At 63.0% G+C, this 21,407-nt stretch carries 25 protein-coding genes; 12 read left to right on the top strand and 13 right to left on the bottom strand.

From position 1 onward, the window contains the following. Window positions 1-119: 119 nt before the first annotated feature. Window positions 120-356 (bottom strand): Lrp/AsnC family transcriptional regulator, encoded by a 237-nt coding sequence (locus tag LB547_RS03520; protein WP_010909609.1) that lies wholly within the window; start codon window positions 354-356, stop codon window positions 120-122. 264 nt (window positions 357-620) lie between these two features. On the opposite strand from LB547_RS03520, the gene LB547_RS03515 reads away from it, so the two are divergent. Beyond that, window positions 621-1,040 (top strand): DUF4864 domain-containing protein, encoded by a 420-nt coding sequence (locus LB547_RS03515; protein ID WP_140498811.1) that lies wholly within the window; start codon window positions 621-623, stop codon window positions 1,038-1,040. A gap of 4 nt (window positions 1,041-1,044) precedes the next feature. On the opposite strand, the gene tgt is transcribed toward LB547_RS03515, so the two are convergent. The 7 genes from tgt to coaD all read right to left on the bottom strand — a co-directional run bounded on the left by tgt (window position 1,045) and on the right by coaD (window position 5,622). After that, entirely contained in the window at window positions 1,045-2,175 is a 1,131-nt protein-coding gene (tgt, locus tag LB547_RS03510) for a tRNA guanosine(34) transglycosylase Tgt (protein ID WP_140525348.1), read from the bottom strand. Next, window positions 2,168-2,437: a hypothetical protein gene (locus tag LB547_RS03505; protein ID WP_140525349.1), complete on the bottom strand. Its 270-nt coding sequence runs from the start codon at window positions 2,435-2,437 to the stop codon at window positions 2,168-2,170. Before LB547_RS03505 ends, tgt begins: the two co-directional genes overlap by 8 nt. Continuing rightward, entirely contained in the window at window positions 2,427-3,515 is a 1,089-nt protein-coding gene (queA, locus tag LB547_RS03500) for a tRNA preQ1(34) S-adenosylmethionine ribosyltransferase-isomerase QueA (RefSeq protein ID WP_140557756.1), read from the bottom strand. Before queA ends, LB547_RS03505 begins: the two co-directional genes overlap by 11 nt. Then, entirely contained in the window at window positions 3,515-3,964 is a 450-nt protein-coding gene (locus LB547_RS03495; RefSeq protein WP_140761790.1) for a DMT family transporter, read from the bottom strand. The genes queA and LB547_RS03495 overlap by 1 nt, the downstream gene beginning before the upstream one ends. A 12-nt stretch (window positions 3,965-3,976) precedes the next feature. After that, the gene (locus LB547_RS03490; RefSeq protein ID WP_140498821.1) at window positions 3,977-4,489 is read right to left on the bottom strand and encodes a peptidylprolyl isomerase; all 513 of its coding nucleotides are present in this window, start codon (window positions 4,487-4,489) and stop codon (window positions 3,977-3,979) included. A 27-nt stretch (window positions 4,490-4,516) separates the two neighbouring features. After that, on the bottom strand, window positions 4,517-5,011 hold the full coding sequence (locus tag LB547_RS03485) for a peptidylprolyl isomerase (protein ID WP_224518951.1): 495 nt from the start codon (window positions 5,009-5,011) through the stop codon (window positions 4,517-4,519). A 110-nt stretch (window positions 5,012-5,121) separates the two neighbouring features. Continuing rightward, window positions 5,122-5,622: a pantetheine-phosphate adenylyltransferase gene (gene coaD / locus LB547_RS03480; RefSeq protein WP_140498825.1), complete on the bottom strand. Its 501-nt coding sequence runs from the start codon at window positions 5,620-5,622 to the stop codon at window positions 5,122-5,124. A 194-nt stretch (window positions 5,623-5,816) separates the two neighbouring features. On the opposite strand from coaD, the gene LB547_RS03475 reads away from it, so the two are divergent. After that, window positions 5,817-5,969 (top strand): hypothetical protein, encoded by a 153-nt coding sequence (locus tag LB547_RS03475; RefSeq protein ID WP_140498827.1) that lies wholly within the window; start codon window positions 5,817-5,819, stop codon window positions 5,967-5,969. Between the two features lie 67 nt (window positions 5,970-6,036). Here the strand turns inward: LB547_RS03475 and gyrA are convergent, their stop codons facing one another. Beyond that, window positions 6,037-8,835, bottom strand: coding sequence for a DNA gyrase subunit A (gene gyrA, locus LB547_RS03470; RefSeq protein WP_140557758.1), 2,799 nt, complete (start codon window positions 8,833-8,835; stop codon window positions 6,037-6,039). Window positions 8,836-9,017: 182 nt separating this feature from the next. After that, a complete protein-coding gene (locus tag LB547_RS03465) occupies window positions 9,018-9,848 on the bottom strand; it encodes a helix-turn-helix transcriptional regulator (protein WP_140761920.1) in 831 nt (276 codons plus the stop codon). Window positions 9,849-9,935: 87 nt separating this feature from the next. Between LB547_RS03465 and LB547_RS03460 the strand changes: the two genes are divergently transcribed. Both LB547_RS03460 and LB547_RS03455 read left to right on the top strand, forming a co-directional pair. Next, window positions 9,936-10,472, top strand: coding sequence for a hypothetical protein (locus tag LB547_RS03460; RefSeq protein ID WP_140761794.1), 537 nt, complete (start codon window positions 9,936-9,938; stop codon window positions 10,470-10,472). Between the two features lie 170 nt (window positions 10,473-10,642). Beyond that, window positions 10,643-11,272 (top strand): MarC family protein, encoded by a 630-nt coding sequence (locus tag LB547_RS03455; RefSeq protein WP_140498833.1) that lies wholly within the window; start codon window positions 10,643-10,645, stop codon window positions 11,270-11,272. 5 nt (window positions 11,273-11,277) lie between these two features. Here the strand turns inward: LB547_RS03455 and LB547_RS03450 are convergent, their stop codons facing one another. Genes LB547_RS03450 through LB547_RS03440 form a run of 3 tightly spaced genes read right to left on the bottom strand, consistent with a single transcriptional unit; the run spans window position 11,278 to window position 12,692 of the window. Then, on the bottom strand, window positions 11,278-11,703 hold the full coding sequence (locus tag LB547_RS03450) for an OsmC family protein (protein WP_140633179.1): 426 nt from the start codon (window positions 11,701-11,703) through the stop codon (window positions 11,278-11,280). A gap of 22 nt (window positions 11,704-11,725) precedes the next feature. Next, complete coding sequence (locus LB547_RS03445; protein WP_140633176.1) at window positions 11,726-12,139, bottom strand: DUF2306 domain-containing protein; 414 nt, start codon at window positions 12,137-12,139, stop codon at window positions 11,726-11,728. Window positions 12,140-12,179: 40 nt separating this feature from the next. Continuing rightward, window positions 12,180-12,692, bottom strand: a complete 513-nt coding sequence (locus LB547_RS03440; protein ID WP_140498840.1) for a single-stranded DNA-binding protein — start codon at window positions 12,690-12,692, stop codon at window positions 12,180-12,182. 236 nt (window positions 12,693-12,928) lie between these two features. On the opposite strand from LB547_RS03440, the gene LB547_RS03435 reads away from it, so the two are divergent. The 8 genes from LB547_RS03435 (at window position 12,929) to LB547_RS03395 (ending at window position 21,404) form a co-directional block, all read left to right on the top strand. Beyond that, the gene (locus LB547_RS03435; RefSeq protein WP_140656346.1) at window positions 12,929-13,243 is read left to right on the top strand and encodes an ArsR/SmtB family transcription factor; all 315 of its coding nucleotides are present in this window, start codon (window positions 12,929-12,931) and stop codon (window positions 13,241-13,243) included. Then, entirely contained in the window at window positions 13,240-13,743 is a 504-nt protein-coding gene (locus LB547_RS03430; protein ID WP_140761798.1) for an SRPBCC family protein, read from the top strand. Before LB547_RS03435 ends, LB547_RS03430 begins: the two co-directional genes overlap by 4 nt. A gap of 31 nt (window positions 13,744-13,774) precedes the next feature. Continuing rightward, window positions 13,775-14,380, top strand: coding sequence for an ATP-dependent Clp protease proteolytic subunit (locus LB547_RS03425; RefSeq protein WP_224656155.1), 606 nt, complete (start codon window positions 13,775-13,777; stop codon window positions 14,378-14,380). A 97-nt stretch (window positions 14,381-14,477) separates the two neighbouring features. Continuing rightward, the gene (locus LB547_RS03420) at window positions 14,478-14,759 is read left to right on the top strand and encodes a hypothetical protein (RefSeq protein WP_140564719.1); all 282 of its coding nucleotides are present in this window, start codon (window positions 14,478-14,480) and stop codon (window positions 14,757-14,759) included. Between the two features lie 709 nt (window positions 14,760-15,468). Further along, on the top strand, window positions 15,469-18,390 hold the full coding sequence (uvrA, locus tag LB547_RS03415) for an excinuclease ABC subunit UvrA (protein WP_140515305.1): 2,922 nt from the start codon (window positions 15,469-15,471) through the stop codon (window positions 18,388-18,390). Between the two features lie 28 nt (window positions 18,391-18,418). Next, a complete protein-coding gene (locus LB547_RS03410; RefSeq protein WP_140515304.1) occupies window positions 18,419-18,889 on the top strand; it encodes a GNAT family N-acetyltransferase in 471 nt (156 codons plus the stop codon). 42 nt (window positions 18,890-18,931) lie between these two features. Continuing rightward, window positions 18,932-19,744, top strand: a complete 813-nt coding sequence (locus LB547_RS03405; RefSeq protein ID WP_140515303.1) for a DUF72 domain-containing protein — start codon at window positions 18,932-18,934, stop codon at window positions 19,742-19,744. A 508-nt stretch (window positions 19,745-20,252) separates the two neighbouring features. Beyond that, on the top strand, window positions 20,253-21,404 hold the full coding sequence (locus tag LB547_RS03395) for a GGDEF domain-containing protein (RefSeq protein WP_140557766.1): 1,152 nt from the start codon (window positions 20,253-20,255) through the stop codon (window positions 21,402-21,404). The last annotated feature ends 3 nt before the right edge of the window (window positions 21,405-21,407 follow it).

The following is a 21,407-nucleotide window of genomic DNA, read 5'->3' as shown; positions in this document are numbered from 1 at the left end:
GCGTAATCGGTGATTTGAGGGATGCGGACGATCAGTATGTCGCCCCTGCCTAAAATTGAGGCAGCTGAAATATGAGCTTGGTCAGGCTTTGCCTCATGCCCGGGCAATGGGTTCCGACGCTAGAAGGCGCGAAAAGTGACGACGGTGAACGTGTCCTTGATGCCGGGAAGAATCTGCACCTTCTCGTTGACGAAGTGGCCGACATCCTCCTCGTCGTCGACATAGAACTTGGCGAGCAGATCGTAATTGCCGGCAGTGGAGTAGATTTCCGAGGCGATCTCGGCGTCGGCGAGCGCGCTGGCAACCTCATACGACTTGCCCAGTTCGCATTTGATCTGCACGAAAAACGCCTTCATGGCTCCGCCCTGCTAAACGTCCAATCCAAGCGGCCCTTCTGGCAGACTGGAGGCGGGCTTTCAAGCGCTGGAACGGTACTTAGCCGGTTCGAGCGTTGGCCACGCCTCCCGCAATTCCGCCAAGGCTGCCTGGACTTCGTCGCGCGACAACACTGAATATTCGCCGCCGGTGAAACCCTGAAGCGCCACCAAACGTATGTTAGGATGCCTGCACGGGCAGGATTTTTCGAAAGGCAAGTTCTCGAAAGACAAGGGAAACAGGCTATGCGCCGCACGCTTTTCGCATTCGCATTCCTTCCTCTCCTCCTGCCCTTGTCGGCGTTTGCCGGCGAGGCCGAGATCAAGGCGGCGCAAGCGGCCATTGACGGCCAGCTGAGAGCGTTCCTGGCCGATGACGGCGTCACGGCCTACAGCTTCGCCGCACCGAACGTGAAGCGGATCTTCCCGACCGTCGACACCTTCATGAACATGGTGACCAACGGCTACGCGCCGGTGCGCAACCCACGGAGCTACTCGTTCGGCAAGGTCGAGGAGACGGGTCCGACCTCGATCATCCAGCAGGTGCTGATCGTCGGCCCTGACGGCAAGGACTATGAAGCTGTCTACACGTTGGAGCGACAGCCCGACGGCACGTTCCAAATCACCGGCTGCAGCCTGCGCGCGTCGAATTCGCTGAGCACCTGAACCGTCACAGCGCCGGGATATCGCCCCTCGCCCAGCCCTCGGTAATTTCGGCAGCGCGTGCCTCGAAAGTGCCGGTCTCTATCGCGGCGCGTATGTCCTGCATCAGCTTCTGATAATAGGACAGATTGTTCCAGGTCAGAAGCATCGCACCGAGTGCCTCTTGCGAGCGCACGAGATGGTGCAGATAGGCGCGGGAATAATCGCGTGCCGCCGGGCAGTCGCTTTCCTCATCGAGGGGGCGCGGATCGTCGGCATGGCGGGCGTTGCGCAGATTGACCTTGCCGCGCCTTGTATAGGCAAGCCCATGCCGGCCGGCCCGCGTCGGCATCACGCAGTCGAACATGTCGATGCCGCGCGCCACCGATTTCAAGATGTCGTCCGGCGTTCCGACGCCCATGAGATAGCGTGGTTTGTCATCGGGCAGTTCCGGGCAGGTGATGTCGAGCATGTCGAGCATGACCGCCTGCGGTTCACCGACGGCAAGGCCGCCAACCGCATAGCCTTTCAGATCCATCGCGCTCAGCGCTTGCGCAGAACGCACGCGCAAATCCGCATTGTCGCCGCCTTGCACGATGCCGAACATCGCCTTCCCGGGCTGGTCGCCGAACGCCGTCTTGCAGCGCTCGGCCCAGCGCAGCGACAATTCCATGGCGCGCTCGATTTCCTTGAGCGCGGCCGGCAGCGCCGTGCATTCGTCGAGTTGCATCTGGATGTCTGAATCGAGCAGGCCCTGGATCTCGATCGAACGCTCCGGCGACATTTCATAGGATGCGCCATCGATATGGGAGCGGAAGGTGACGCCCTTCTCGGTCAATTTCCGAAGCTTTGACAGCGACATGACCTGGAAGCCACCGCTGTCGGTCAGGATCGGATGCGGCCAGCGGGCGAATTCGTGCAGGCCGCCAAGCTTCGCCACGCGTTCGGCGCCGGGCCGCAGCATCAGATGGTAGGTATTGCCCAGGATGATATCGGCGCCGACGCCGCGCACCTGATCCATGTACATCGTCTTGACCGTGCCGCCGGTGCCGACCGGCATGAAGGCAGGCGTGCGGATTTCGCCGCGCGGCATGCTGATCAAGCCGCGCCGCGCCCTGCCTTCGGTCGCCAGCACCTTGAAGGTGAACGTCTCAGCCATTGAATTCCTTGTCGTGTGCCGGTGCGCCCGGAGCCTGTTCGTCCAGCGACTGGCGATAGTGGATGCAGCCGCGCATGAATTTTGGCCAGGGCGGCACGGCGATTGCCGGATCGATCTTCTCGGGCAGCAGGTCCCACAAATCGGGATGATGCCAGCAAAGATCGTGCCCCGATGCATCGCGATGCTGGCGAATGCCGGCGCGCAATTTTTTGACTTCGGCGATCAAACTGTCGCGGTCCAGCCTGTCGAGGTCATCGTCCATCGCTCATCTCCGCTCGATACAGCAGGCTTGCATCTCCGTAGGAGTAGAATCTGTAATCGTGCTCAATGGCATGCGCATAGGCGGCGCGCATCGTATCGAGGCCGCTGAAAGCCGAAACCAGCATGAACAGCGTCGAACGCGGCAGATGGAAATTGGTCGTCAGCATGTCGGCGGTGCGAAAACGGTAGCCGGGCGTGATAAAGATGTCGGTCGGGCCGGACCATGCAGCCAGCACGCCATCCTCTCGCGCGGCGCTTTCCAGCAGGCGCAGCGAGGTCGTACCGACGGCAATGACGCGCCCGCCCCTCGCCTTTGCCGCATTCAACGCGTCGGCTGTTGCCTCGCTGACTGAGCCGATCTCCGCATGCATCTTGTGGTCGGCGGTGTCGTCCACCTTCACTGGCAGGAACGTGCCGGCGCCGACATGGAGCGTGACGAAGCGGCGTTCGATCCCCTTTGCGTCGAGTGCGGCAAACAGCTCCGGCGTGAAATGCAGACCGGCCGTCGGCGCCGCTACGGCACCTTCCTCCCGGGCATAGATGGTCTGATAATCGGCCCGATCGCGCTCGTCGTCATCCCGCTTCGAGGCGATGTAGGGCGGCAGTGGGATGTGGCCGACCGCATGCAGCGCCTCATCGAGGAAAGGGCCCGACAGGTCGAAGCCGAGCAGCGCCTCGCCCGCCTCGCCCTTTTCGATCACCGTGGCGTCAAGCTGGCCGAGGAAGCAGGAGTTGCCGTCATGGCCGAAATGGATGCGGTCGCCGACGGCAACGCGCTTGCCCGGCCGCATGAAGGCCAGCCAACGGTCCGGCGCCATCCGCATGTGCAATGTGGCTTCGACCTGCGCCGCCGCCTCGCCGCGCCGCCTGATACCTTTGAGTTGCGCCGGGATAACCTTGGTGTCGTTGAAGACCAGCACGTCGCCGGCCTGGAGCAGGGAAGGCAGGTCGCTGACCGCCCGGTTCGAAACCCCCTCGCCGGGCCTGACCACCAGCATCTTTGCGCTGTCGCGCGGCTCTGCCGGGCGAAGCGCGATACGCTCTTCCGGCAGGTCGAAATCGAACAGATCGACACGCATCAGAAGAGCCTGATAAGCAGCGCCCCGGCCAGAAGCAGCACCGCGCCGGCCACGCGGCCGAGCGAGATTTCGCGAACCGCGACGCCGAGGAATCCGACGCGGTCGATCAGCATGCCCGCCAGCAACTGGCCCGCCACCAGGAACGCCATCAGCGCGGCGGCGCCGATGCGTGGCGTCAGGATGGTGGACAGTGTGACGTAGAAGCCGCCCAGCATGCCGCCGGCGATGAACAGCCACGGCGCGGGCGCCTTCCAGTCGAGCGAGATGCCTTGCAGCCTCACCATCGCGACGGCAATGATGCCGAGCACGATGGCGCCCGACAGGAACGAAAACGCGGCAGCCGCGACCGGGAGCCCCAGGCCGCGCGCCAACTGCGAATTGATCGGCGCCTGAATGGCAATGAAGGCGCCGGACAAGATGCCGAGAAGCGACCAGACGACGCCCATCATTGTCCTGCCGCCTTACTTGACGTCGGCCGCGACCTTCAGCGACACGATCTTGTCGGGATCCTGCACCGGCTCGCCGCGCTTGATCTTGTCGACATTGTCCATGCCTTCGATGACCTGGCCCCAGACCGTGTACTGGCGATTGAGGAAGGCTGCATCGTCGAAGCAGATGAAGAACTGCGAATTGGCCGAGTTCGGATTCTGCGAGCGCGCCATCGAGCAGGTGCCGCGGCTGTGGTTGGCATTGGAGAATTCGGCCTTGAGATCCGGCTTGTCGGAACCGCCCATGCCAGCGCGAGAAGGCGCGAAAGAGGGCTTGCTCGAATTGCCGAACTTGACGTCGCCGGTCTGCGCCATGAAGCCCTCGATGACGCGGTGGAAGACCACGCCGTCATAGGCGCCTTCGCGGGCCAGTTCCTTGATGCGGGCGACATGGCCGGGCGCCAGGTCGGGAAGCATTTCGATGACGACCTTGCCCTTGGTCGTTTCCATGATGAGCGCGTTTTCGCGATCCTTGATGTCGGCCATGTCTGATATCCTTTTCAAAAAACAGAACTATTTGTCGGCGGCGATGCGCACCTTGATCATCCGGTCGGGATCGGTGACCGTGCCGTTGTCGGCCTCGTCGCCCTTCTTGATGTGGTCCACGAGTTCCATGCCGCTGACGACATTGCCCACGATGGTGTACTGGCCGTCGAGCGGCGGCGCCGGCGCGAACATGATAAAGAACTGCGAGTTTGCCGAGTTCGGATCCTGCGAGCGTGCCATGCCGACCACGCCGCGCTTGTAGTGCTCGGTCTGCGAGAATTCCGCCGGCAGGTCCGGCAGGTCGGAGCCGCCGGTACCGACAGCCTGGGCGTTGAAGCCCTTGTTCATGTTGCCGAATTTGACGTCGCCTGTCTGCGCCATGAAGCCGTCGATGACGCGGTGGAAGGCGACGTTGTCATAGGCATGCTCGCGCACCAGCTTCTTGATCTGCGCGACATGCTTGGGCGCGAGATCGGGACGCAGTGCAATGGTCACGTCGCCGTCCTTCAACGTTATGATCATGGTGTTTTCCGGGTCGGCGGCATAGGCTGAGACCGATGCGGTCACGAGACCGGCAAGCACGACGAGGAACGAGGCGAGCTTTTTCAGCTGCATGGTCTTCTCCGAGAAACCTATTTTGCGAATTTAGCGGTGAGCGCACCGGCGACCGCGGCCGGCACGAAGGGGCGGATGTCGCCGCCCATCGAGGCAATCTGGCGGACAAGTGTGGCGGTAATGGTTCTAACCGAGGGGCTGGCGGGCAGAAAAACCGTTTGCAGCTCAGGCGCCATCGTTTCGTTCATGCCGGCCATCTGCATCTCGTAGTCGAGATCGGTGCCGTCGCGCAGGCCGCGGATCATGATCGAGGCTCCCTGTTTCCTGGCCGCATCGATGACCAGCCCGTCGAAGGCGACCACCTTGATGCGTGTGCCGTCGCGGCCGAATTCGGCCTTGGTCGCGGCCTCGATGAGTTCGACCCGCTCCTCGAAGGAAAACAGCGGCTTCTTGCCGGGATGGATACCGATCGCCGCATAGACGATGTCCGCCACGGCCAGCGACGCCTTCAGCACGTCGAGATGGCCGTTGGTCAACGGGTCGAAGGAGCCGGCATAAAGGGCGATGCGCTCGGTCATGCCGGTGCTTCTAACGGGCGCGCGGACGGAAGGCAAATCTCATTGATGCGATCCCCTTGAACCTTTTTGCAGGGATGAACGACAGATGAATGCGCCGATCACGAACGCTTCACGCAGCGTTCACTACCTTGCCCCTTTAAGAAGATGAAACCAAAGTCCCATGTAAGCGTTGTAGAGCGCAGGAGAACACGCACATGCTGATCTACATGCTCGCCACTGCAATGACCGTCGCCATGCTGATCGCCACTGTATTCGGGCTGCATCAGGAGGCCCAGCGCGTCCGCATCAAGACCAACGCCAAACGCTTCGAAGGGTTCGGGCCCCGCAAGCCTCACCGTCACTATTGAGTTAGCCTGAATTTGTTGCGACGCGCCGGCCGATTGGCCGGCGTTGCCATGTCTGTCCAAGCCAGACTTATTGCGCATCATCCAGGCCGGCATCGGCCGCCGGATCGATCTCGGCACCAACCTCGACGATTTCTTCCTCGTCCGATTGCGGCTCGGAAATCCGCTCGACCGAAACCACCTTCTCGCCTTCCGCCGTGTTGAAAATGGTCACGCCCTTGGTGGCGCGGCTGGCGAAGCGGATGCCATTGACCGGCACCCGGATAACGGTACCGCCGTCGGACACCAGCATGATCTGGTCGTCATTGCCGACCGGGAAGGTTGCCACCAGCCTGCCGATCTCAGCCGTCTTCGACACGTCGGTGGCCCGAATGCCCTTGCCGCCGCGTCCGGTCAGACGGAAATCATAGGACGATGAGCGCTTGCCGTAGCCGTATTCCGTCACCGTCAGCACGAACTGCTCATGCGCCTTGAGGAACTCATAGCGCTCGTCCGACAGCTCCGCCTCCTCGCCGACCTCTTCGTTGGTCAACGCGATCTCTTCCTCCTCACCTGCCGGGATGCCAGCGGCCAGGCGCCGTTCGGCCACCACGCGCTTCAGATAGGCGGCGCGTTCGGCCGGCGGCGCATCGACATGCTCGATGACAGCCATCGAAATGACGCGATCGGTTTCGGCCATGGCGATGCCGCGCACGCCGACCGAGTTGCGGCTCTGGAAGACGCGCACATCGCCGACGGAAAAGCGGATGCACTGGCCGGAGCTGGCGGTCAGAAGCACGTCGTCATTGTCGGTGCAGGTCTCGACGCCGAGGATCTCGTCGCCCTCCTCCTCCAGCTTCATGGCGATCTTGCCGTTGCGGTTGACCTGGACGAAGTCGGAAAGCTTGTTGCGGCGCACCGTGCCGCGCGTGGTGGCGAACATCACGTCGAGCTCGCCCCAGCTCGTCTCATCCTCCGGCAGCGGCATGATGGTGGTGATGCGCTCGCCCTGCTCCAGCGGCAGCATGTTGATCAACGCCTTGCCGCGCGACTGCGGATTCCCGATCGGCAGGCGCCAGACCTTCTCCTTATAGACGATGCCGCGCGAGGAGAAGAACAGCACCGGCGTGTGCGTATTGGCCACGAACAGGCGGGTGACGAAATCCTCTTCCTTGGTCGACATGCCCGAGCGACCCTTGCCGCCGCGGCGTTGCGCCCGGTAGAGCGACAATGGCACGCGCTTGATGTAGCCGGAATGGCTCACCGTCACGACCATGTCCTCGCGCTGGATCAGGTCCTCGTCTTCCATGTCCGCGCCGCCTTCGCTCAGCTCGGTGCGGCGCGGCGTGCCGAATTCGTCGCGCACGGCCGCGAGCTCGTCCTTGACGATCTGCTGGACGCGGGCGCGGGACGAAAGGATATCGAGATAGTCGACGATCTCGGCGCCGATCGTGTTCAACTCGTCGGCGATTTCGTCGCGGCCGAGAGCCGTCAGGCGCTGCAGGCGCAACTCCAGGATCGCGCGCGCCTGTTCCTCGGACAGATTGTAGGTGCCGTCCTCGTTGATGCGGTGGCGCGGGTCGTCGATCAGGAGGATCAGAGATTCGACGTCGCCGGACGGCCAGCGCCGCTCCATCAACTGCTCGCGCGCCGTCTGCGGGTCCGGCGCGGTGCGGATCAGCTTTATCACTTCATCGATGTTGGCGACGGCGATTGCGAGGCCGACCAGCACGTGGGCCCGGTCGCGCGCCTTGCGCAGCAGGAACTTCGTGCGCCGGGTAACCACCTCCTCGCGGAAGGACACGAATGCCCTCAGCATATCGGTCAGCGTCAGCAGTTCGGGCTTGCCGCCATTCAGCGCCACCATGTTGGCGCCGAAAGAGGTTTGCAGCGGCGTGAAGCGATAGAGCTGGTTGAGGATGACGTCGGCCACGGCGTCGCGCTTCAGCTCGACGACGACCCGATAGCCCTGGCGGTCGCTCTCGTCGCGAATGTCGGAAATGCCCTCGATGCGCTTGTCGCGCACCAGTTCGGCCATCTTCTCGATCATCGACGATTTGTTCACCTGGTAGGGAACCTCGGTGATGATGATCGATTCGCGGTCATTGCCGCGGGCCTCGATGTTGACCTTCCCGCGCATGACGATGGAGCCGCGGCCGGTCGAATAGGCGCTGTAGATGCCGGAGCGGCCGAGCACGATGCCGCCGGTCGGGAAATCCGGCCCCGGAATGATTTCCATCAGCGCCGGCAGGTCGATGGCCGGATTGTCAATGATCGCGATCGCGGCGTTGCAGACTTCGCCCAGATTGTGCGGCGGGATGTTGGTGGCCATACCGACGGCGATGCCGCCCGAGCCATTGACCAGCAGATTGGGAAAGCGCGCCGGCAGGACCTTCGGCTCGCTGCCGGAAGCATCGTAAGTGTCCTGGAAATCGACCGTATCCTTGTCGATATCCTCCAGCAGTTCATGCGCGACCTTGGTCAGCCGCGACTCGGTGTAGCGCATGGCCGCCGGCGGATCGCCGTCGATCGAGCCGAAATTGCCTTGCCCGTCGATGAGCGGCACGCGCAGCGACCAGTCCTGCGCCATGCGCACCAGGGCGTCATAGATAGAGGCGTCGCCATGCGGATGGTATTTACCCATCACGTCGGCGACCGGGCGCGCCGACTTCACATATTTGCGGTTCCAGTGATAGCCGCTCTCATGCGCGGCGAAGAGAATGCGGCGATGCACCGGCTTCAGGCCGTCGCGCACGTCGGGCAGCGCGCGGCTGACGATCACGCTCATGGCGTAATCGAGATAAGAGCGCTGCATCTCCTCGATGATCGAAATCGGCTCGATGCCGGTGGGGCCGCCGTCGGCGCCGCGCGGTGTTTTTTGGTCGGTCAAATCGGATCACAATCTAAACAGGAATCACTTGCCGTATATATAGGAAGAGCGGCCGAAACTCCAATGTCGACGGCACTTTTCCAGTGTCGATTTTGGCGGTGATTTCAAAAGGATACCGGTGATTGCGACGATATGGCCGAGATCTTTTCGGAGCCGTCGACGCACAGGCCCGCCATCTCGTGTCAGCGGCGGCCCGCGCGGCGGGCGCGATAGCCACCGGGTGTCTCCCCCATTTCGCGCCGGAAGCGGCGATTGAAGGTCGACAAGTCCCCGAAGCCGGCCTCGAAGGCGACGGTCGAGATAGCCTCGTCCGAAGCGCAAAGCCGCAGCGCCGCCCGGTGCAGCCTGATCCTCAGCAGAAACCGGTAAGGCGTCATGCCGGCAACCTGCCGGAATGTGCGCAGGAAATGATACGGACTGGTCGCCGTCTCCCGGGCCAGCACGGCCAGCGAAAGTGGCCGGTCGGCATCGATCTCGATACGCCGAACCGCCTCTGCGACCCGTTTCTGGTCGCGGCGGCTGGGTGTCCGCGCCACCTTGGTGGGCCCTGAACTCGCGGCGACCACCGCCCCGGCAATGCGCAAGCCGAGTTCCTCGAAAGCAGCGGTTTCGCCCACATCGCGCGCGGCCTCCGCTTCGGCCAGCAGCGGCATCAGCGCCGGCAGGGGCGGCAAGCGCGGCGTCTCGAAAGCCAACGTCCTGGCGCCCGGTACGCCCTCCACGATCCGTTCCATATAGGCTGGACTGAAATGAAAGGAGAGGCAGCGGTCGCCGGCGCCGTGCTCGTGGCCGCATTCGTAGCATGTGCCGGGATTGCCAAGCAGCACCGCGCCTGGCGCGAGCATCGCGGTACCCTGGCTGGCGCGATAGCGGAAGGTGCCGCTGGTCACCGCGGCGACGCAGAATGTCCGGTGCTCCTCCTCGAACGGCCGGTCGCCGGCGCCGGCCGTGCACACCACGTCCGACACCTGCCAGCCTGGCCCCGAGGCAATGATCCTGTCGCTCGTCGTCATAGCCTGAAAGATAGCAATTTTTCCCAAGCGCAGAACCCTGCCCCGGCCTATCGCTTGCGGTCTCCTGACAGCATGAAGGCACCAGCCATGACCAACCAGCCCACTTTTACCGAAGCCCTGCACAGCGACGGGCCAGCCCCCGGCTTTGCCGAGAATTTGGATCTCTACGGCCGCTTCGTCGGCGCCTGGACTTTCGATGCCAGCCGTCATCTCGAGGACGGCACCGTGCTGACCGGACGCGGCGAGGTGCATTTCGGCTGGGTGCTGGAAGGCCGCGCGATCCAGGACGTCTGGATCCTGCCCGCGCGCGATGTCGGCCCCTCGCCTTCTCTCGGCAAATGGACCTTTTATGGCACGACCTTGCGCGTCTACGATCCCGGCGCAAACGCCTGGCATATCTTTTGGAGCGATCCCCGAAACCAATACTACAGCCGCCAACTCGGCCGCGCCGAGGGCGAAACGATTGTCCAAGTGGGCGCCGACGGCACCGGTTCCTCCGTACGTTGGAGCTTTTCACGGATCACGGAAAATTCCTTCCGCTGGCTCGGCGAGCGCTCGCACGACAATGGCGCGACATGGCGGCTCGAAGTGGAATTCCTGGCGCGGCGCTCTGACCGTACCTGATCAGGCAAGCCCCGCGACGTAAGCTCAAAAATATCCGCGGCTTCCTTCGCCTCCCCTCTGCCAGGCCTTCGCAGAGTTCGCGAACCGTCTCTTCCCGGCCGGTTTCCTCCGTCCCTGCTTTGCTCTACCAATGTCGGAATGCGGGCTCGGCCCGGCGGGAGGGGTGAGAAATGCCGAGCTTCGACAGCCTGTTCAACGCCTTCGTCACCATTCTGGTGACCATCGACCCGCCGGGGCTGGCGCCGCTGTTTCTGGCGATAACGCGCGGCATGAACCGCGAGGAGCGCCAGCAGGTCTCGGTCCGCGCTTCGGTCATCGGCTTCCTTGTGATGGCGCTGTTCGCGGTTGCCGGCGCGTCGATCCTGTCGGTGTTCGGCATCACGCTGCCGGCATTCCGCGTCGCCGGCGGGTTCCTTCTGTTCTTCATCGCTTTCGAAATGGTGTTCGAGCGCCGGCAAGACCGCAAGGAGAAGATCGGCGACGTCGCCATCACCAAGGACATGATCCACAACATCGCCGCTTTCCCGCTGGCGATCCCGCTGATCGCCGGCCCCGGCGCGATTTCGGCGACTGTGTTGCTCTCCGGCTCGTTTCAGGGTTTTGGCGCCCAGGCGGCACTGGTCGGCATCATCTTCGTCTGCCTCGCCATCACCTATCTGGTGTTCGTGCTGTCGGAGCGCATCGACCGCATCCTCGGCCAGACCGGCCGCTCGATCCTGACTCGCCTGCTCGGCGTCATCCTGGCGGCACTTGCCGTGCAGTTCGTGGCGGACGGCATCAAGGCGCTGATGGCCTCATAGGCCGCTTATTTTGCCGTCGTGTCGATAATTTCGAAATCGTGGGTAATGGTGGCAGTCTTGGCCATCATGGCCGAAGCCGAACAGTATTTTTCGATCGAGAGATCGATCGCCCGCTTCACCTTGTCGGACGACAGCGCCCTGCCCTTGACCACGAAGTGCATATGGATGCGGGTGAATACCCGGGGGTCCGTCTCGGCCCGGTCGGCGTCGAGTTCAACAATACAATCTTCGACCGCTTCGCGCCCCTTTTCGAGGATATGGACGACATCATAGGCCGAGCAGCCGCCGGTGCCGATCAGCACCAGTTCCATCGGGCTCGGCCCCGGCGTTCTCCCTTCAGGGCCGAACGCGGTCCCCAGTACGACCTTATGGCCTGTGCCGGACTCGCCGACGAAGGTGCGTTCCTCGACCCATTTGATGCGTGCTTTCAACTGATATTCCTTCCACTCGGGATCACGGTCTGGCTTGCGCGACGCCGAAGACCACGTCGTGCATGATTCTGCCGGGCACCAGCGTAAAGACACCGGCACCCACCAGTGCAAAGATATACAACGCAATCATCGCCTTGCGGTGCTTGGCGACGCGGTGATTGCGTGCATGCCAGACCGCCAGCGGCACCGTGACCAGCACCAGGATCGACAAGAGATGGATCGGGCTGAAAGGGCCAATGAGCCGTATCTGCTGGATCCAGAAACTCGAGATGGCGACGGCCAGCATCAGCGCCGCCCAGAGATAGCCCATCGCGCGGTGGCGCAGCGTGCCTTTCGGCAGCGCCAGCTGCACGCCGCCTATCGCCAGCGCGGCAAAGGCCGCGAGCGCATGCCATGGGATCGGAGGACGTGCCGATAGGAGCGGTCCGAGCGACATCGCGCCCTCTCCTCAAATGCCCGTCACGCCGTGTCGATGCTCAGAACGGAATTTCGTCGTCCAGCTCGCGCGACGAGCCGCCGCCGCCCTTGGGAGCACCGCCGCCACGATTGAAGCCTTCGTTCGGGCCGGACTGGCCGAAATCGGAACCACGGCTGCCGCCGCCGGAATAACCCCCGACCTGGCCGCCCTCACCCTGGCCGCGCGCGTCCAGCATCTGCAGCTCGCCGCGGAATCTCTGCAGCACGACTTCCGTCGTGTATTTGTCGGCACCGGTCTGGTCTTGCCATTTGCGTGTCTGCAACTGGCCCTCGACATAAACCTTCATGCCCTTCTTCAGATACTGCTCGGCAACCTTGGCGATGCCCTCATTGAAGATGACGACATTGTGCCACTCGGTCTTTTCCTTGCGCTCGCCGGAATTCTTGTCGCGCCAGCTTTCCGATGTTGCGATGCGGATGTTGACGACCGGCTCGCCCGAATTCAGGCGGCGGATCTCCGGATCCGCTCCGAGATTGCCGACCAGAATGACCTTGTTGACGCTACCCGCCATGATACTTCTCCGCGCTCGTCCGAAACAAATTTTTGTCGCAGCACCTTACAGGTTGCGCACACCCGTTGCCTGCTGTGGCTGCCTTTTCCCACAAGGTTTTTGTTCTCTTTTCGTTCCTATATGCATCGCCGCTCATTGTCAAGGAATGGCAGTAATGCCGGAGCCGCCAGCTTCCCTTCATATGGGCCGTAAAACATCGCTTGCCAAACCGATAAGTATCGACTTATGCTTTCGCCATGATCGAAGCGGAGATTTTCCGGGCGCTGGCCGACCCCACCCGACGCGCCGTCTATGAACGCCTCGCCACCAGCGAGATGACGGTGTCGCAGCTGCGCACCGGCATGACGGTGTCGCAGCCGGCTGTGTCGCAGCACCTGGCGGTGCTGCGCAGCGCAGGCTTGGTGGTCGAGCGGCGGGCGGGCCGCAACGCCTATTACCGCGCCGATCCGCAAGGGCTCGACCCGTTGCTTGGCTGGATCGAACGCTACCGGACCTTCTGGCCCGAGCGCATCGAAAAACTAAGGACGGTTCTCAAGGACATGGACCAATGACGCACGCACCAGTGACCGACGAAAGCCCTGCGCGGACCGCCCCCGACGCGATCGAGTTCGAGTGCGATCTCCCCGAGCCGCCGGAAAAGGTATGGCGGGCGCTGACCGTGCCCGAATTGCTTGCGGCCTGGATGATGCCCAACGACATCAATCCTGAGATCGGCAGCAATTTCGCCTTTGCCGGGCCGGATGCGCCGATCGAATGCGAGATCCTCGATGCCGAGCCCGGAAAAAGGCTTCGCTATTCCTGGCGGCAACAGCCGCGGCCCGACGAGGAACGGAACCCGCTCGACAGCATCGTCACCTTCACGCTCGCCCGCACCGTTTCGGGCGGCACGCATCTGCATATTATACATGAAGGCTTTGCCCGTGCGGCGACATCCGCCGCCAGGCCCATGGTGACCATGGCAGGCGCCGGCTGCCGGCTTTCATTCGCTGCGCGTGCCTCCGGCCGCCGCCCCGCAGCCAATTCATTTTGCCTTCTGCAGCGCGCCGCTTGAGTGGCCGACACATGAAAAACGGAGAGAGACGATGACCGGTTTTGCCAATCTGGTGCCGATGGTGATCGAGCAGTCGAGCCGCGGCGAGCGCGCCTTCGACATTTTCTCGCGGCTGCTGCGCGAGCGCATCGTCTTTATCAACGGCGAGATCAACGACGGCATGTCGGCGCTGGTCTGCGCCCAGCTTCTGTCGCTGGAATCGGATAATCCCGACAAGGAGATCTCGCTTTACATCAACTCGCCTGGCGGCGTGGTGACCAGCGGCTTCGCCATCTACGACACCATGCAATATGTCAGTTGTCCGGTGTCGACGGTGTGCATGGGCTTTGCCGCCTCGATGGCTTCGTTCCTGCTGATGGCGGGCACGCCGGGACGGCGCATCGCGCTGCCCAACGCCAGCCTCGTCCTGCACCAGCCGCTGGGCGGCTTCCAGGGTCAGGCATCGGACATCCAGCGTCACGCCGAAGGCATCCTGCGCACCAAGCGGCAGATGACCGAGCTCTATGCGCGCCATTGCGGCCGCACTTATGAAGAGGTCGAGCGCACCCCCCCCCGGGACTATTTCATGACCGCCGAGGAAGCGAAGGCATGGGGTCTCGTCGATCATGTCTACGATACCCGCAAAAAGGCGGCGTGACCGGCACAAGCACGATGAATTGAGCGACGGTCCGCCGTCCGGCGATTTGATGACCGCCGGTCTGGCCACCTCGACGGGGCGACGCTATAACCGGCAGATGATCGACAGCCGCTCATTCCGACCTCGGCGCCTTGCCGTCACCGCCGTCGCCGGTGCGCTCATGCTGGCCGGCGGCGCCTTTGCCGACGACAGCCAGAAAGGCAGCCTGCCCGGTGTGGCTGGCGATTATCGCATCGCCAAGCCGGCCCCGCAGCCCGAACCCGATGACGCCTTCCCCGCCAACGGAAACGGCCAGTTCAAGATCGGCGATACCGATGTCAGGATTTCCGGCAGCATCACGGTCGATGTCGGCGCCGGCGGGATCAAACCGCCGCGGTAGCCGACATGTCGCGGGCCGTCAGTACCTGCGCGTTCCCTCAAAAGAGCAGCCCCGCCGTGCTTTTAGCAAACGGACGGGGCTTTTCTGGATCTATAATCCAATCTTTCGCCGGGAATGTTTTACCGACTTTAGATTTCGGATGCTTCGCGGCGTTCAGCCGACGATCCGACCAGTAGTCTCTGATTTTGGTGCATCCGGCAGGGTCACGTCGGAAGGCGCTCGCGTCTCCCTGGCATTCATGCCTGCCGCGGCTCCAGTCACTGCTGGAGCCTCAAGGGACTGTCCGGTGGCGTCATGCTCCACTCCTGTGTCCATTGCGACAATCGTCGTCAGAAGCACTGATCGCAATAGCCCGCGGCGTCTCGCAGACCGCCTTTGGGCGGCGAGGCCATCGAAAGACAGCCGGCTTCATTGACGTGTGGAGTCTGCTCCCCTCAGCCAGGGACGTCAACCGCTCGATGTCCGATCGGAAAAAATGTGATCGAGCGACATATCCCCTGATGGGAACCACGCCGCCTGCTCCACCGCTTTTGTCAGGAGCGTGTTCGGTCTTTGTTCTTTCCGCTTGCCCGTTCGTGCGAAAGACGGTTAAACGACTTGGTCGAGAATTGTGGCGTCTCTCGACGCGGCGGCAAAAATACCTACATAGGGGACGGCCGGGGAAAACCCGCCGATCCCACAAATTCCAGATCTGAGGCGGCGACCGGCAATGGCCGACCATAAATATCTTTCCATTCGCGGGGCGCGCGAACACAATCTGAAGAATGTCGATCTCGACCTGCCGCGTGACAGCCTGATCGTCATGACGGGCCTGTCGGGCTCCGGCAAATCGTCGCTTGCCTTCGACACCATCTATGCCGAAGGCCAGCGCCGCTATGTCGAGAGCCTGTCGGCCTATGCGCGGCAATTCCTCGAAATGATGCAGAAGCCGGATGTCGACCAGATCGACGGCCTTTCGCCGGCCATCTCCATCGAGCAGAAGACCACTTCGAAGAACCCGCGCTCGACGGTCGGCACCGTCACCGAGATATACGACTACATGCGGCTTCTGTTCGCGCGTGTCGGCGTACCCTATTCGCCCGCCACCGGACTGCCGATCGAGAGCCAGACGGTGTCGCAGATGGTCGATCGCGTGCTGGCGGTCGAGGAAGGCACGCGCCTGTTCATCCTGGCGCCGATCGTGCGCGGCCGCAAAGGCGAGTACCGCAAGGAATTGCTCGAGCTGCAGAAAAAGGGATTTCAGCGCGTCAAGGTCGACGGCGTCTTCTATGAGATCGCTGATGTGCCGCCACTCGACAAGAAATACAAGCACGACATCGACGTGGTCGTGGACCGCATCGTCGTGCGCGGCGACCTCGCAACGCGCCTTGCCGATTCCATGGAGACCGCGCTGAAGCTCGCGGAGGGGCTGGCGGTAGCGGAGTTCGCCGACAAGCCGCTCGATGCCAGTCAGACGGGCGAGGATTCGGTCAACAAATCGAAGAACGAGACGCATGAGCGCATCCTGTTCTCGGAAAAATTCGCCTGTCCGGTCTCCGGCTTCACCATTCCCGAGATCGAGCCCAGGCTGTTCTCGTTCAACAACCCGTTCGGCGCCTGCCCGACCTGCGACGGGCTGGGCAGCCAGCGCGCCATCGATCCCAATCTGGTCGTCCCCGACGAGAACGTCTCGCTGCGCGACGGCGCCGTCAGCCCATGGGCGAAATCGACTTCACCCTACTACGTGCAGACGCTGGAGGCTCTCGGCAAGGCTTACGGCTTCAAGCTCGGCGACAAGTTCAAGGATTTGACCGGGGAAGCCCAGGAAGCCATCCTGCGCGGCACAGGCGAGCGCGAGATCACCTTCCAGTATGATGACGGCCTGCGCTCCTACAAAACGACCAAGACCTTCGAGGGCGTCATCCCCAACCTCGAGCGGCGCTGGAAAGAGACCGAATCCGCCTGGATGCGCGAGGAAATCGAGCGCTTCATGTCGGCCACCCCCTGCCCGGCCTGTCGTGGCTACAGGCTGAAGCCGGAAGCGCTGGCAGTGAAGATCGCCGGCAAGCACATCGGCGAAGTGACCGAACAGTCGATCCGCAAGGCCGACCAGTGGTTCACCGACCTGCCGGCGCAGCTCAACGACAAGCAGAACGAGATCGCCGTGCGCGTGCTCAAGGAAATCCGCGAGCGGCTGCGCTTCCTCAACGACGTCGGCCTCGATTATCTCACTTTGTCGCGCAATTCCGGCACGCTGTCGGGCGGCGAGAGCCAGCGCATCCGGCTGGCATCGCAGATCGGCTCCGGCCTCACCGGCGTGCTCTACGTGCTGGACGAACCGTCGATCGGCCTGCACCAGCGCGATAATGCGCGCCTGCTCGACACGCTGAAGCACCTGCGCGACATCGGCAACACGGTCATCGTGGTCGAGCATGACGAGGACGCCATCCTGCATGCCGACTACGTCGTCGACATCGGCCCGGCCGCCGGCATCCATGGCGGCGAAATCATTGCCCAGGGCACGCCTCAGCAGGTGATGGCCAACCCGAATTCGATCACCGGCAAATACCTTTCGGGCGAGCTCGAAGTGGCGACACCAGCGGTTCGCCGCGAGGCGAAGAAGAACCGCCGCCTGAAAGTCGTCGGCGCGCGCGGCAACAATCTGAAGAACGTCACCGCCGAAATTCCGCTCGGCACCTTCACCGCCGTCACCGGCGTATCGGGCGGCGGCAAATCGACCTTCCTGATCGAAACGCTTTTCAAGGCGGCCTCGCGCCGCATCATGGGCTCGCGCGAGCATCCGGCCGAGCACGACCGCATCGAGGGCTTGGAGTTCCTCGACAAGGTCATCGACATCGATCAGTCGCCGATCGGACGGACCCCGCGCTCCAACCCCGCCACCTATACCGGCGCCTTCACGCCGATCCGCGATTGGTTCGCGGGCCTGCCCGAGGCCAAGGCGCGCGGCTACCAGCCGGGCCGCTTCTCCTTCAACGTCAAGGGCGGCCGCTGCGAGGCCTGCCAGGGCGACGGCGTTATCAAGATCGAGATGCACTTCCTGCCCGACGTCTACGTCACCTGCGACGTCTGCCACGGCAAGCGCTATAACAGAGAGACGCTCGACGTGCTGTTCAAGGGCAAGTCGATCGCCGACGTGCTCGACATGACGGTCGAGGAAGGCGTCGATTTTTTCGCCGCCGTGCCCGGCGTGCGCGACAAGCTCGACACGCTGAAGCAGGTCGGCCTCGGCTACATCCATATCGGCCAGCAGGCGACGACGCTGTCGGGCGGCGAGGCGCAGCGGATAAAACTCGCCAAGGAGCTGTCGCGCAAGGCGACCGGCAAGACGCTCTATATCCTGGACGAGCCGACCACTGGCCTGCACTTCCACGATGTCGCCAAGCTGCTGGAAGTGCTGCACGAACTGGTCGACCAGGGAAACACGGTGGTGGTCATCGAGCACAATCTCGAAGTGATCAAGACCGCCGACTGGGTGCTCGACCTCGGCCCCGAGGGTGGCGATGGCGGCGGCGAGCTGGTCGCCTCCGGCACGCCGGAAGCGATCGTGCGCGAAAAACGCAGCTACACCGGCCAATTCCTCAAGGAATTGCTGGAGCGACGCCCCGGAGGCAAGCGCGAAGCGGCGGAGTGATAGCGGGCTGGCGTTGGGAATCCTCGAAATGAAGATCAGGAAAGCCCTCGCCCCGGATGTCACCGCCGTCATGACTCTGACCACGGATGCCTACGCGTCCTACACCGCGCTGTTGGGCGGGCCGCCGATCCCGGTCACGGAAGACTATGCACCGCGCATCGCGCGCGGCGAGGTCTGGCTGCTGGAGAGCGGCGATGACCTGGCCGGGCTGATCGTCCAGGAGCGGCACGAAGACCACGCGATGATCTTCTCCGTCGCGGTGGCGCCAGGATTTCAGGGCAAGGGCTTCGGCATCGCATTGTTGAAACATGCGGATCAGCAGGCGCGTCTGTGGGGCGTGCCGGAGGTGCGTCTCTACACCAATGCGAAAATGGAGCGCAACATCGCGCTCTATTTGGCCTACGGCTATCGCGAAACGAGTCGTCGGCCCAATCCCTACCGGCCAGGATGGGTGCTCGTCGACATGGCCAAGCCGGTCGACGAGGTCACGGCGGCCTGATTTTTCTGAACGCGGCCAGATTTCTGAAACGGGAGGACGACAATGAGCAAATCGGGAACAATCCGCGCCGGCATGGGCGGCTGGACCTTCGAGCCGTGGGACACGTCCTTCTACCCGGAAAAACTCCCCAAGGCCAAGCAGTTGCAATACGCCAGCCGGCAGGTACCGAGCATCGAGGTCAACGGCACCTACTATTCCAGCTTCAAGGAACCGACCTTCGTCAAATGGGCCAATGAGGCCCCCGACGGTTTCGTCTACTCGCTGAAGGGCAACCGCTTCGTCACCAACCGCCGCGTGCTGGGCGAAGCCGGTGAATCGATGATGCGTTTCCTTGGCTCCGGCGTCGCCGCGCTCGGCGATAAGCTTGGGCCGATCCTTTGGCAGTTCGCGCCGACAAAGAAATTCGATCCCGACGATTTCGAGGCTTTTCTGAAGTTGTTGCCGGAAAGCCAAGACGGTGTCGCGTTGCGCCACGCGCTTGAAGTTCGCAACGACAGTTTCATCGTGCCGGAATTCCCGGCGCTCGCGCGCAAATACAAGGCGGCCATCGTCTATGCCGATCACGCAAAATATCCTGATATCGCCGATATCACCGGCGATTTCATCTATGCGCGGCTGCAGACCGGCTCGGATGACAATCCCGACTGCTACACGCCAAAAGGCCTCGATGAATGGGCGGCGCGGGCCAAGGTCTGGGCGGAAGGCAAGCAGCCGGCCGATTTGCGGCGCGCCGACCCTGCTACCGACGCGCCGGTGCAACCGCGCGACGTGTTCGTCTACTTCATCACCGAGGGCAAGGTGCGCGCGCCCTTCGGCGCCATGGCGCTGATGAAGCGAGTGACAGAAACCAGCTAAGCGGCAAGCCTCTGCGGCTATTTCCATTTGCATGAATTGCCGGCGTCAACAGCCTCTGTCGGAACCTCAAGGCGTCATCGTCGTTTTGCCTTGGTGGCGGGTTCCCGCGCGGGAAAACCAGCAGAAAAGCGAGGAAGGATGGCTGTCATCCTTATCGGTGCGTTTCTCATCGTCGCCGGCGTTGTGTATATGGCGGGCGCAGCTCTCAGGCGTGGACGGCTCAGCGATCCGGCACCTGCAGCTTCGGATCGACGGATGCCAAATCTCGCAACGCAGACCCCGACGCTTGAGCCACGCCGGCGCGGCCTCGGTTTCCTAGGCGTGTCACAGAATTGGCCGGGTCTGCTGATGATGGCGGTCGGTGCGGTTCTGCTCCTGTCGGCGGTAGTCCTCTAACGCCGTGCAAGCTTGGCTTTTTCCCCGCGATCGTAACCTTATCGACACTTCCTTGCGTCATGACTCCAGCAACGTCAGGCTGCAGGGTCGTCGCGGGCAAGGAACGAGGGGCATGTCGCTCGACTACAACTCACTTCTGCTGGCGGTCGGTTTCTCCGCTGCCTGCCTGAGCCTGACGCTGTTCGGCACATGGCTCACCGCCCGCACCGACAAGTTCCTGCTCACCTGGGCGCTCAGCGCCTTGCTGGTGGTGGGCGAGGTCTTCACCTATGACGCCTATATCGACGCGCCCAGGCGCGGCCTCGGCATCGCCACCTTCACCTTGCTGCTGGTCGGCTTCTCCATGATGCTGGGCGCCGCCTACCAATTCAGAAGCGGCGGCTCGCCGGTCTCCAGGATTTTAATCGGCAGCGGCATTTCGCTGGCGGTGGCGCTGCCGCCCATGGCTCTCGGCTATGACGGGCTCGGCTTCATGTTCGAGAACCTGTTCGCGGCCCTGCTCCTGTTCGCAACCGCCGCCGAATACTGGAAGGGCCGCGCCGAGGCCCCAGCGCTTACCATCGGCGCCGCCGCACTCTATTCGGCGACCGCCATGTCCTTCCTGCTCTGCGCGACGGTTTTGGCATGGGACGGCAAGCTGATCCTGAGCCATGCGCCAAGGAACTGGGCCGAGGATCTCAGCCTCATCGTCGTCATCGCCAGCATGACCGGCATCGGCGCCTTGTCGCTGGCCCTCAACCAGGGGCGTCTGGCGGGGCATCACCGCCGCAACGCGCTGACGGATCAGCTGACCGGCCTGCTCAACCGCCGCGCGCTGTTCGACCTCTTTGGCGATTCTCCCGTCGGCGCCTTTACCGCCGTGGTCGTGTTCGACCTCGATAGCTTCAAGGCCATCAACGACCAGTTCGGCCACGCGACGGGCGATGAGGTGCTGAAAGTGTTCGCCAAGGAGCTTGCCGGCAACCTTCGCCCGACCGATGTCGCCGCGCGCATGGGGGGCGAGGAGTTCGCGGTGGTGCTGAAGCGGACTTTGCCCGAAACAGTGGAAAACACGGCCGAGGCGATACGAACCTCGTTCGCCGCGCGCCGCATCGACACCGAGAACGGTCCCCTGACGTGCACCGTCAGCGCCGGCTTTGCTTTCGGCACCAAAGAGGGCCTGAGCTTCGACAAGGTGCTCAGCGCCGCCGACAAGGCGCTCTATGCCGCCAAGCGCGGCGGCCGCAACCGCGTCACCGCCTCTCCATTCCGGCGCGCTAGCTGACCA

The organism is Mesorhizobium sp. B264B1B (genome assembly GCF_020165765.1).
In the GTDB taxonomy this organism is placed as follows: Bacteria; Pseudomonadota; Alphaproteobacteria; order Rhizobiales; family Rhizobiaceae; genus Mesorhizobium.
The sequence above is the reverse complement of the archived record's forward strand: the minus strand, read 5'-3'. Positions and strand labels throughout refer to the sequence as shown.

Bases quoted from the DNA above. Each gene is read 5' to 3' on its own strand.
- LB547_RS03520 (WP_010909609.1), bottom strand. From the start codon at position 356: ATGAAGGCGTTTTTCGTGCAGATCAAATGCGAACTGGGCAAGTCGTAT.
- LB547_RS03495 (WP_140761790.1), bottom strand. From the start codon at position 3,964: ATGATGGGCGTCGTCTGGTCGCTTCTCGGCATCTTGTCCGGCGCCTTC.
- LB547_RS03490 (WP_140498821.1), bottom strand. From the start codon at position 4,489: ATGGCCGACATCAAGGATCGCGAAAACGCGCTCATCATGGAAACGACC.
- uvrA (WP_140515305.1), top strand. From the start codon at position 15,469: ATGGCCGACCATAAATATCTTTCCATTCGCGGGGCGCGCGAACACAAT.
- LB547_RS03425 (WP_224656155.1), top strand. From the start codon at position 13,775: ATGACCGGTTTTGCCAATCTGGTGCCGATGGTGATCGAGCAGTCGAGC.
- LB547_RS03405 (WP_140515303.1), top strand. From the start codon at position 18,932: ATGAGCAAATCGGGAACAATCCGCGCCGGCATGGGCGGCTGGACCTTC.
- LB547_RS03485 (WP_224518951.1), bottom strand. From the start codon at position 5,011: ATGATCATAACGTTGAAGGACGGCGACGTGACCATTGCACTGCGTCCC.
- LB547_RS03465 (WP_140761920.1), bottom strand. From the start codon at position 9,848: ATGACGACGAGCGACAGGATCATTGCCTCGGGGCCAGGCTGGCAGGTG.
- LB547_RS03445 (WP_140633176.1), bottom strand. From the start codon at position 12,139: ATGTCGCTCGGACCGCTCCTATCGGCACGTCCTCCGATCCCATGGCAT.
- LB547_RS03505 (WP_140525349.1), bottom strand. From the start codon at position 2,437: ATGGACGATGACCTCGACAGGCTGGACCGCGACAGTTTGATCGCCGAA.
- queA (WP_140557756.1), bottom strand. From the start codon at position 3,515: ATGCGTGTCGATCTGTTCGATTTCGACCTGCCGGAAGAGCGTATCGCG.
- LB547_RS03420 (WP_140564719.1), top strand. From the start codon at position 14,478: ATGATCGACAGCCGCTCATTCCGACCTCGGCGCCTTGCCGTCACCGCC.
- LB547_RS03395 (WP_140557766.1), top strand. From the start codon at position 20,253: ATGTCGCTCGACTACAACTCACTTCTGCTGGCGGTCGGTTTCTCCGCT.
- coaD (WP_140498825.1), bottom strand. From the start codon at position 5,622: ATGACCGAGCGCATCGCCCTTTATGCCGGCTCCTTCGACCCGTTGACC.
- LB547_RS03410 (WP_140515304.1), top strand. From the start codon at position 18,419: ATGAAGATCAGGAAAGCCCTCGCCCCGGATGTCACCGCCGTCATGACT.
- LB547_RS03515 (WP_140498811.1), top strand. From the start codon at position 621: ATGCGCCGCACGCTTTTCGCATTCGCATTCCTTCCTCTCCTCCTGCCC.
- LB547_RS03455 (WP_140498833.1), top strand. From the start codon at position 10,643: ATGCCGAGCTTCGACAGCCTGTTCAACGCCTTCGTCACCATTCTGGTG.
- LB547_RS03435 (WP_140656346.1), top strand. From the start codon at position 12,929: ATGATCGAAGCGGAGATTTTCCGGGCGCTGGCCGACCCCACCCGACGC.
- tgt (WP_140525348.1), bottom strand. From the start codon at position 2,175: ATGGCTGAGACGTTCACCTTCAAGGTGCTGGCGACCGAAGGCAGGGCG.
- LB547_RS03440 (WP_140498840.1), bottom strand. From the start codon at position 12,692: ATGGCGGGTAGCGTCAACAAGGTCATTCTGGTCGGCAATCTCGGAGCG.
- LB547_RS03430 (WP_140761798.1), top strand. From the start codon at position 13,240: ATGACGCACGCACCAGTGACCGACGAAAGCCCTGCGCGGACCGCCCCC.
- LB547_RS03475 (WP_140498827.1), top strand. From the start codon at position 5,817: ATGCTGATCTACATGCTCGCCACTGCAATGACCGTCGCCATGCTGATC.
- LB547_RS03460 (WP_140761794.1), top strand. From the start codon at position 9,936: ATGACCAACCAGCCCACTTTTACCGAAGCCCTGCACAGCGACGGGCCA.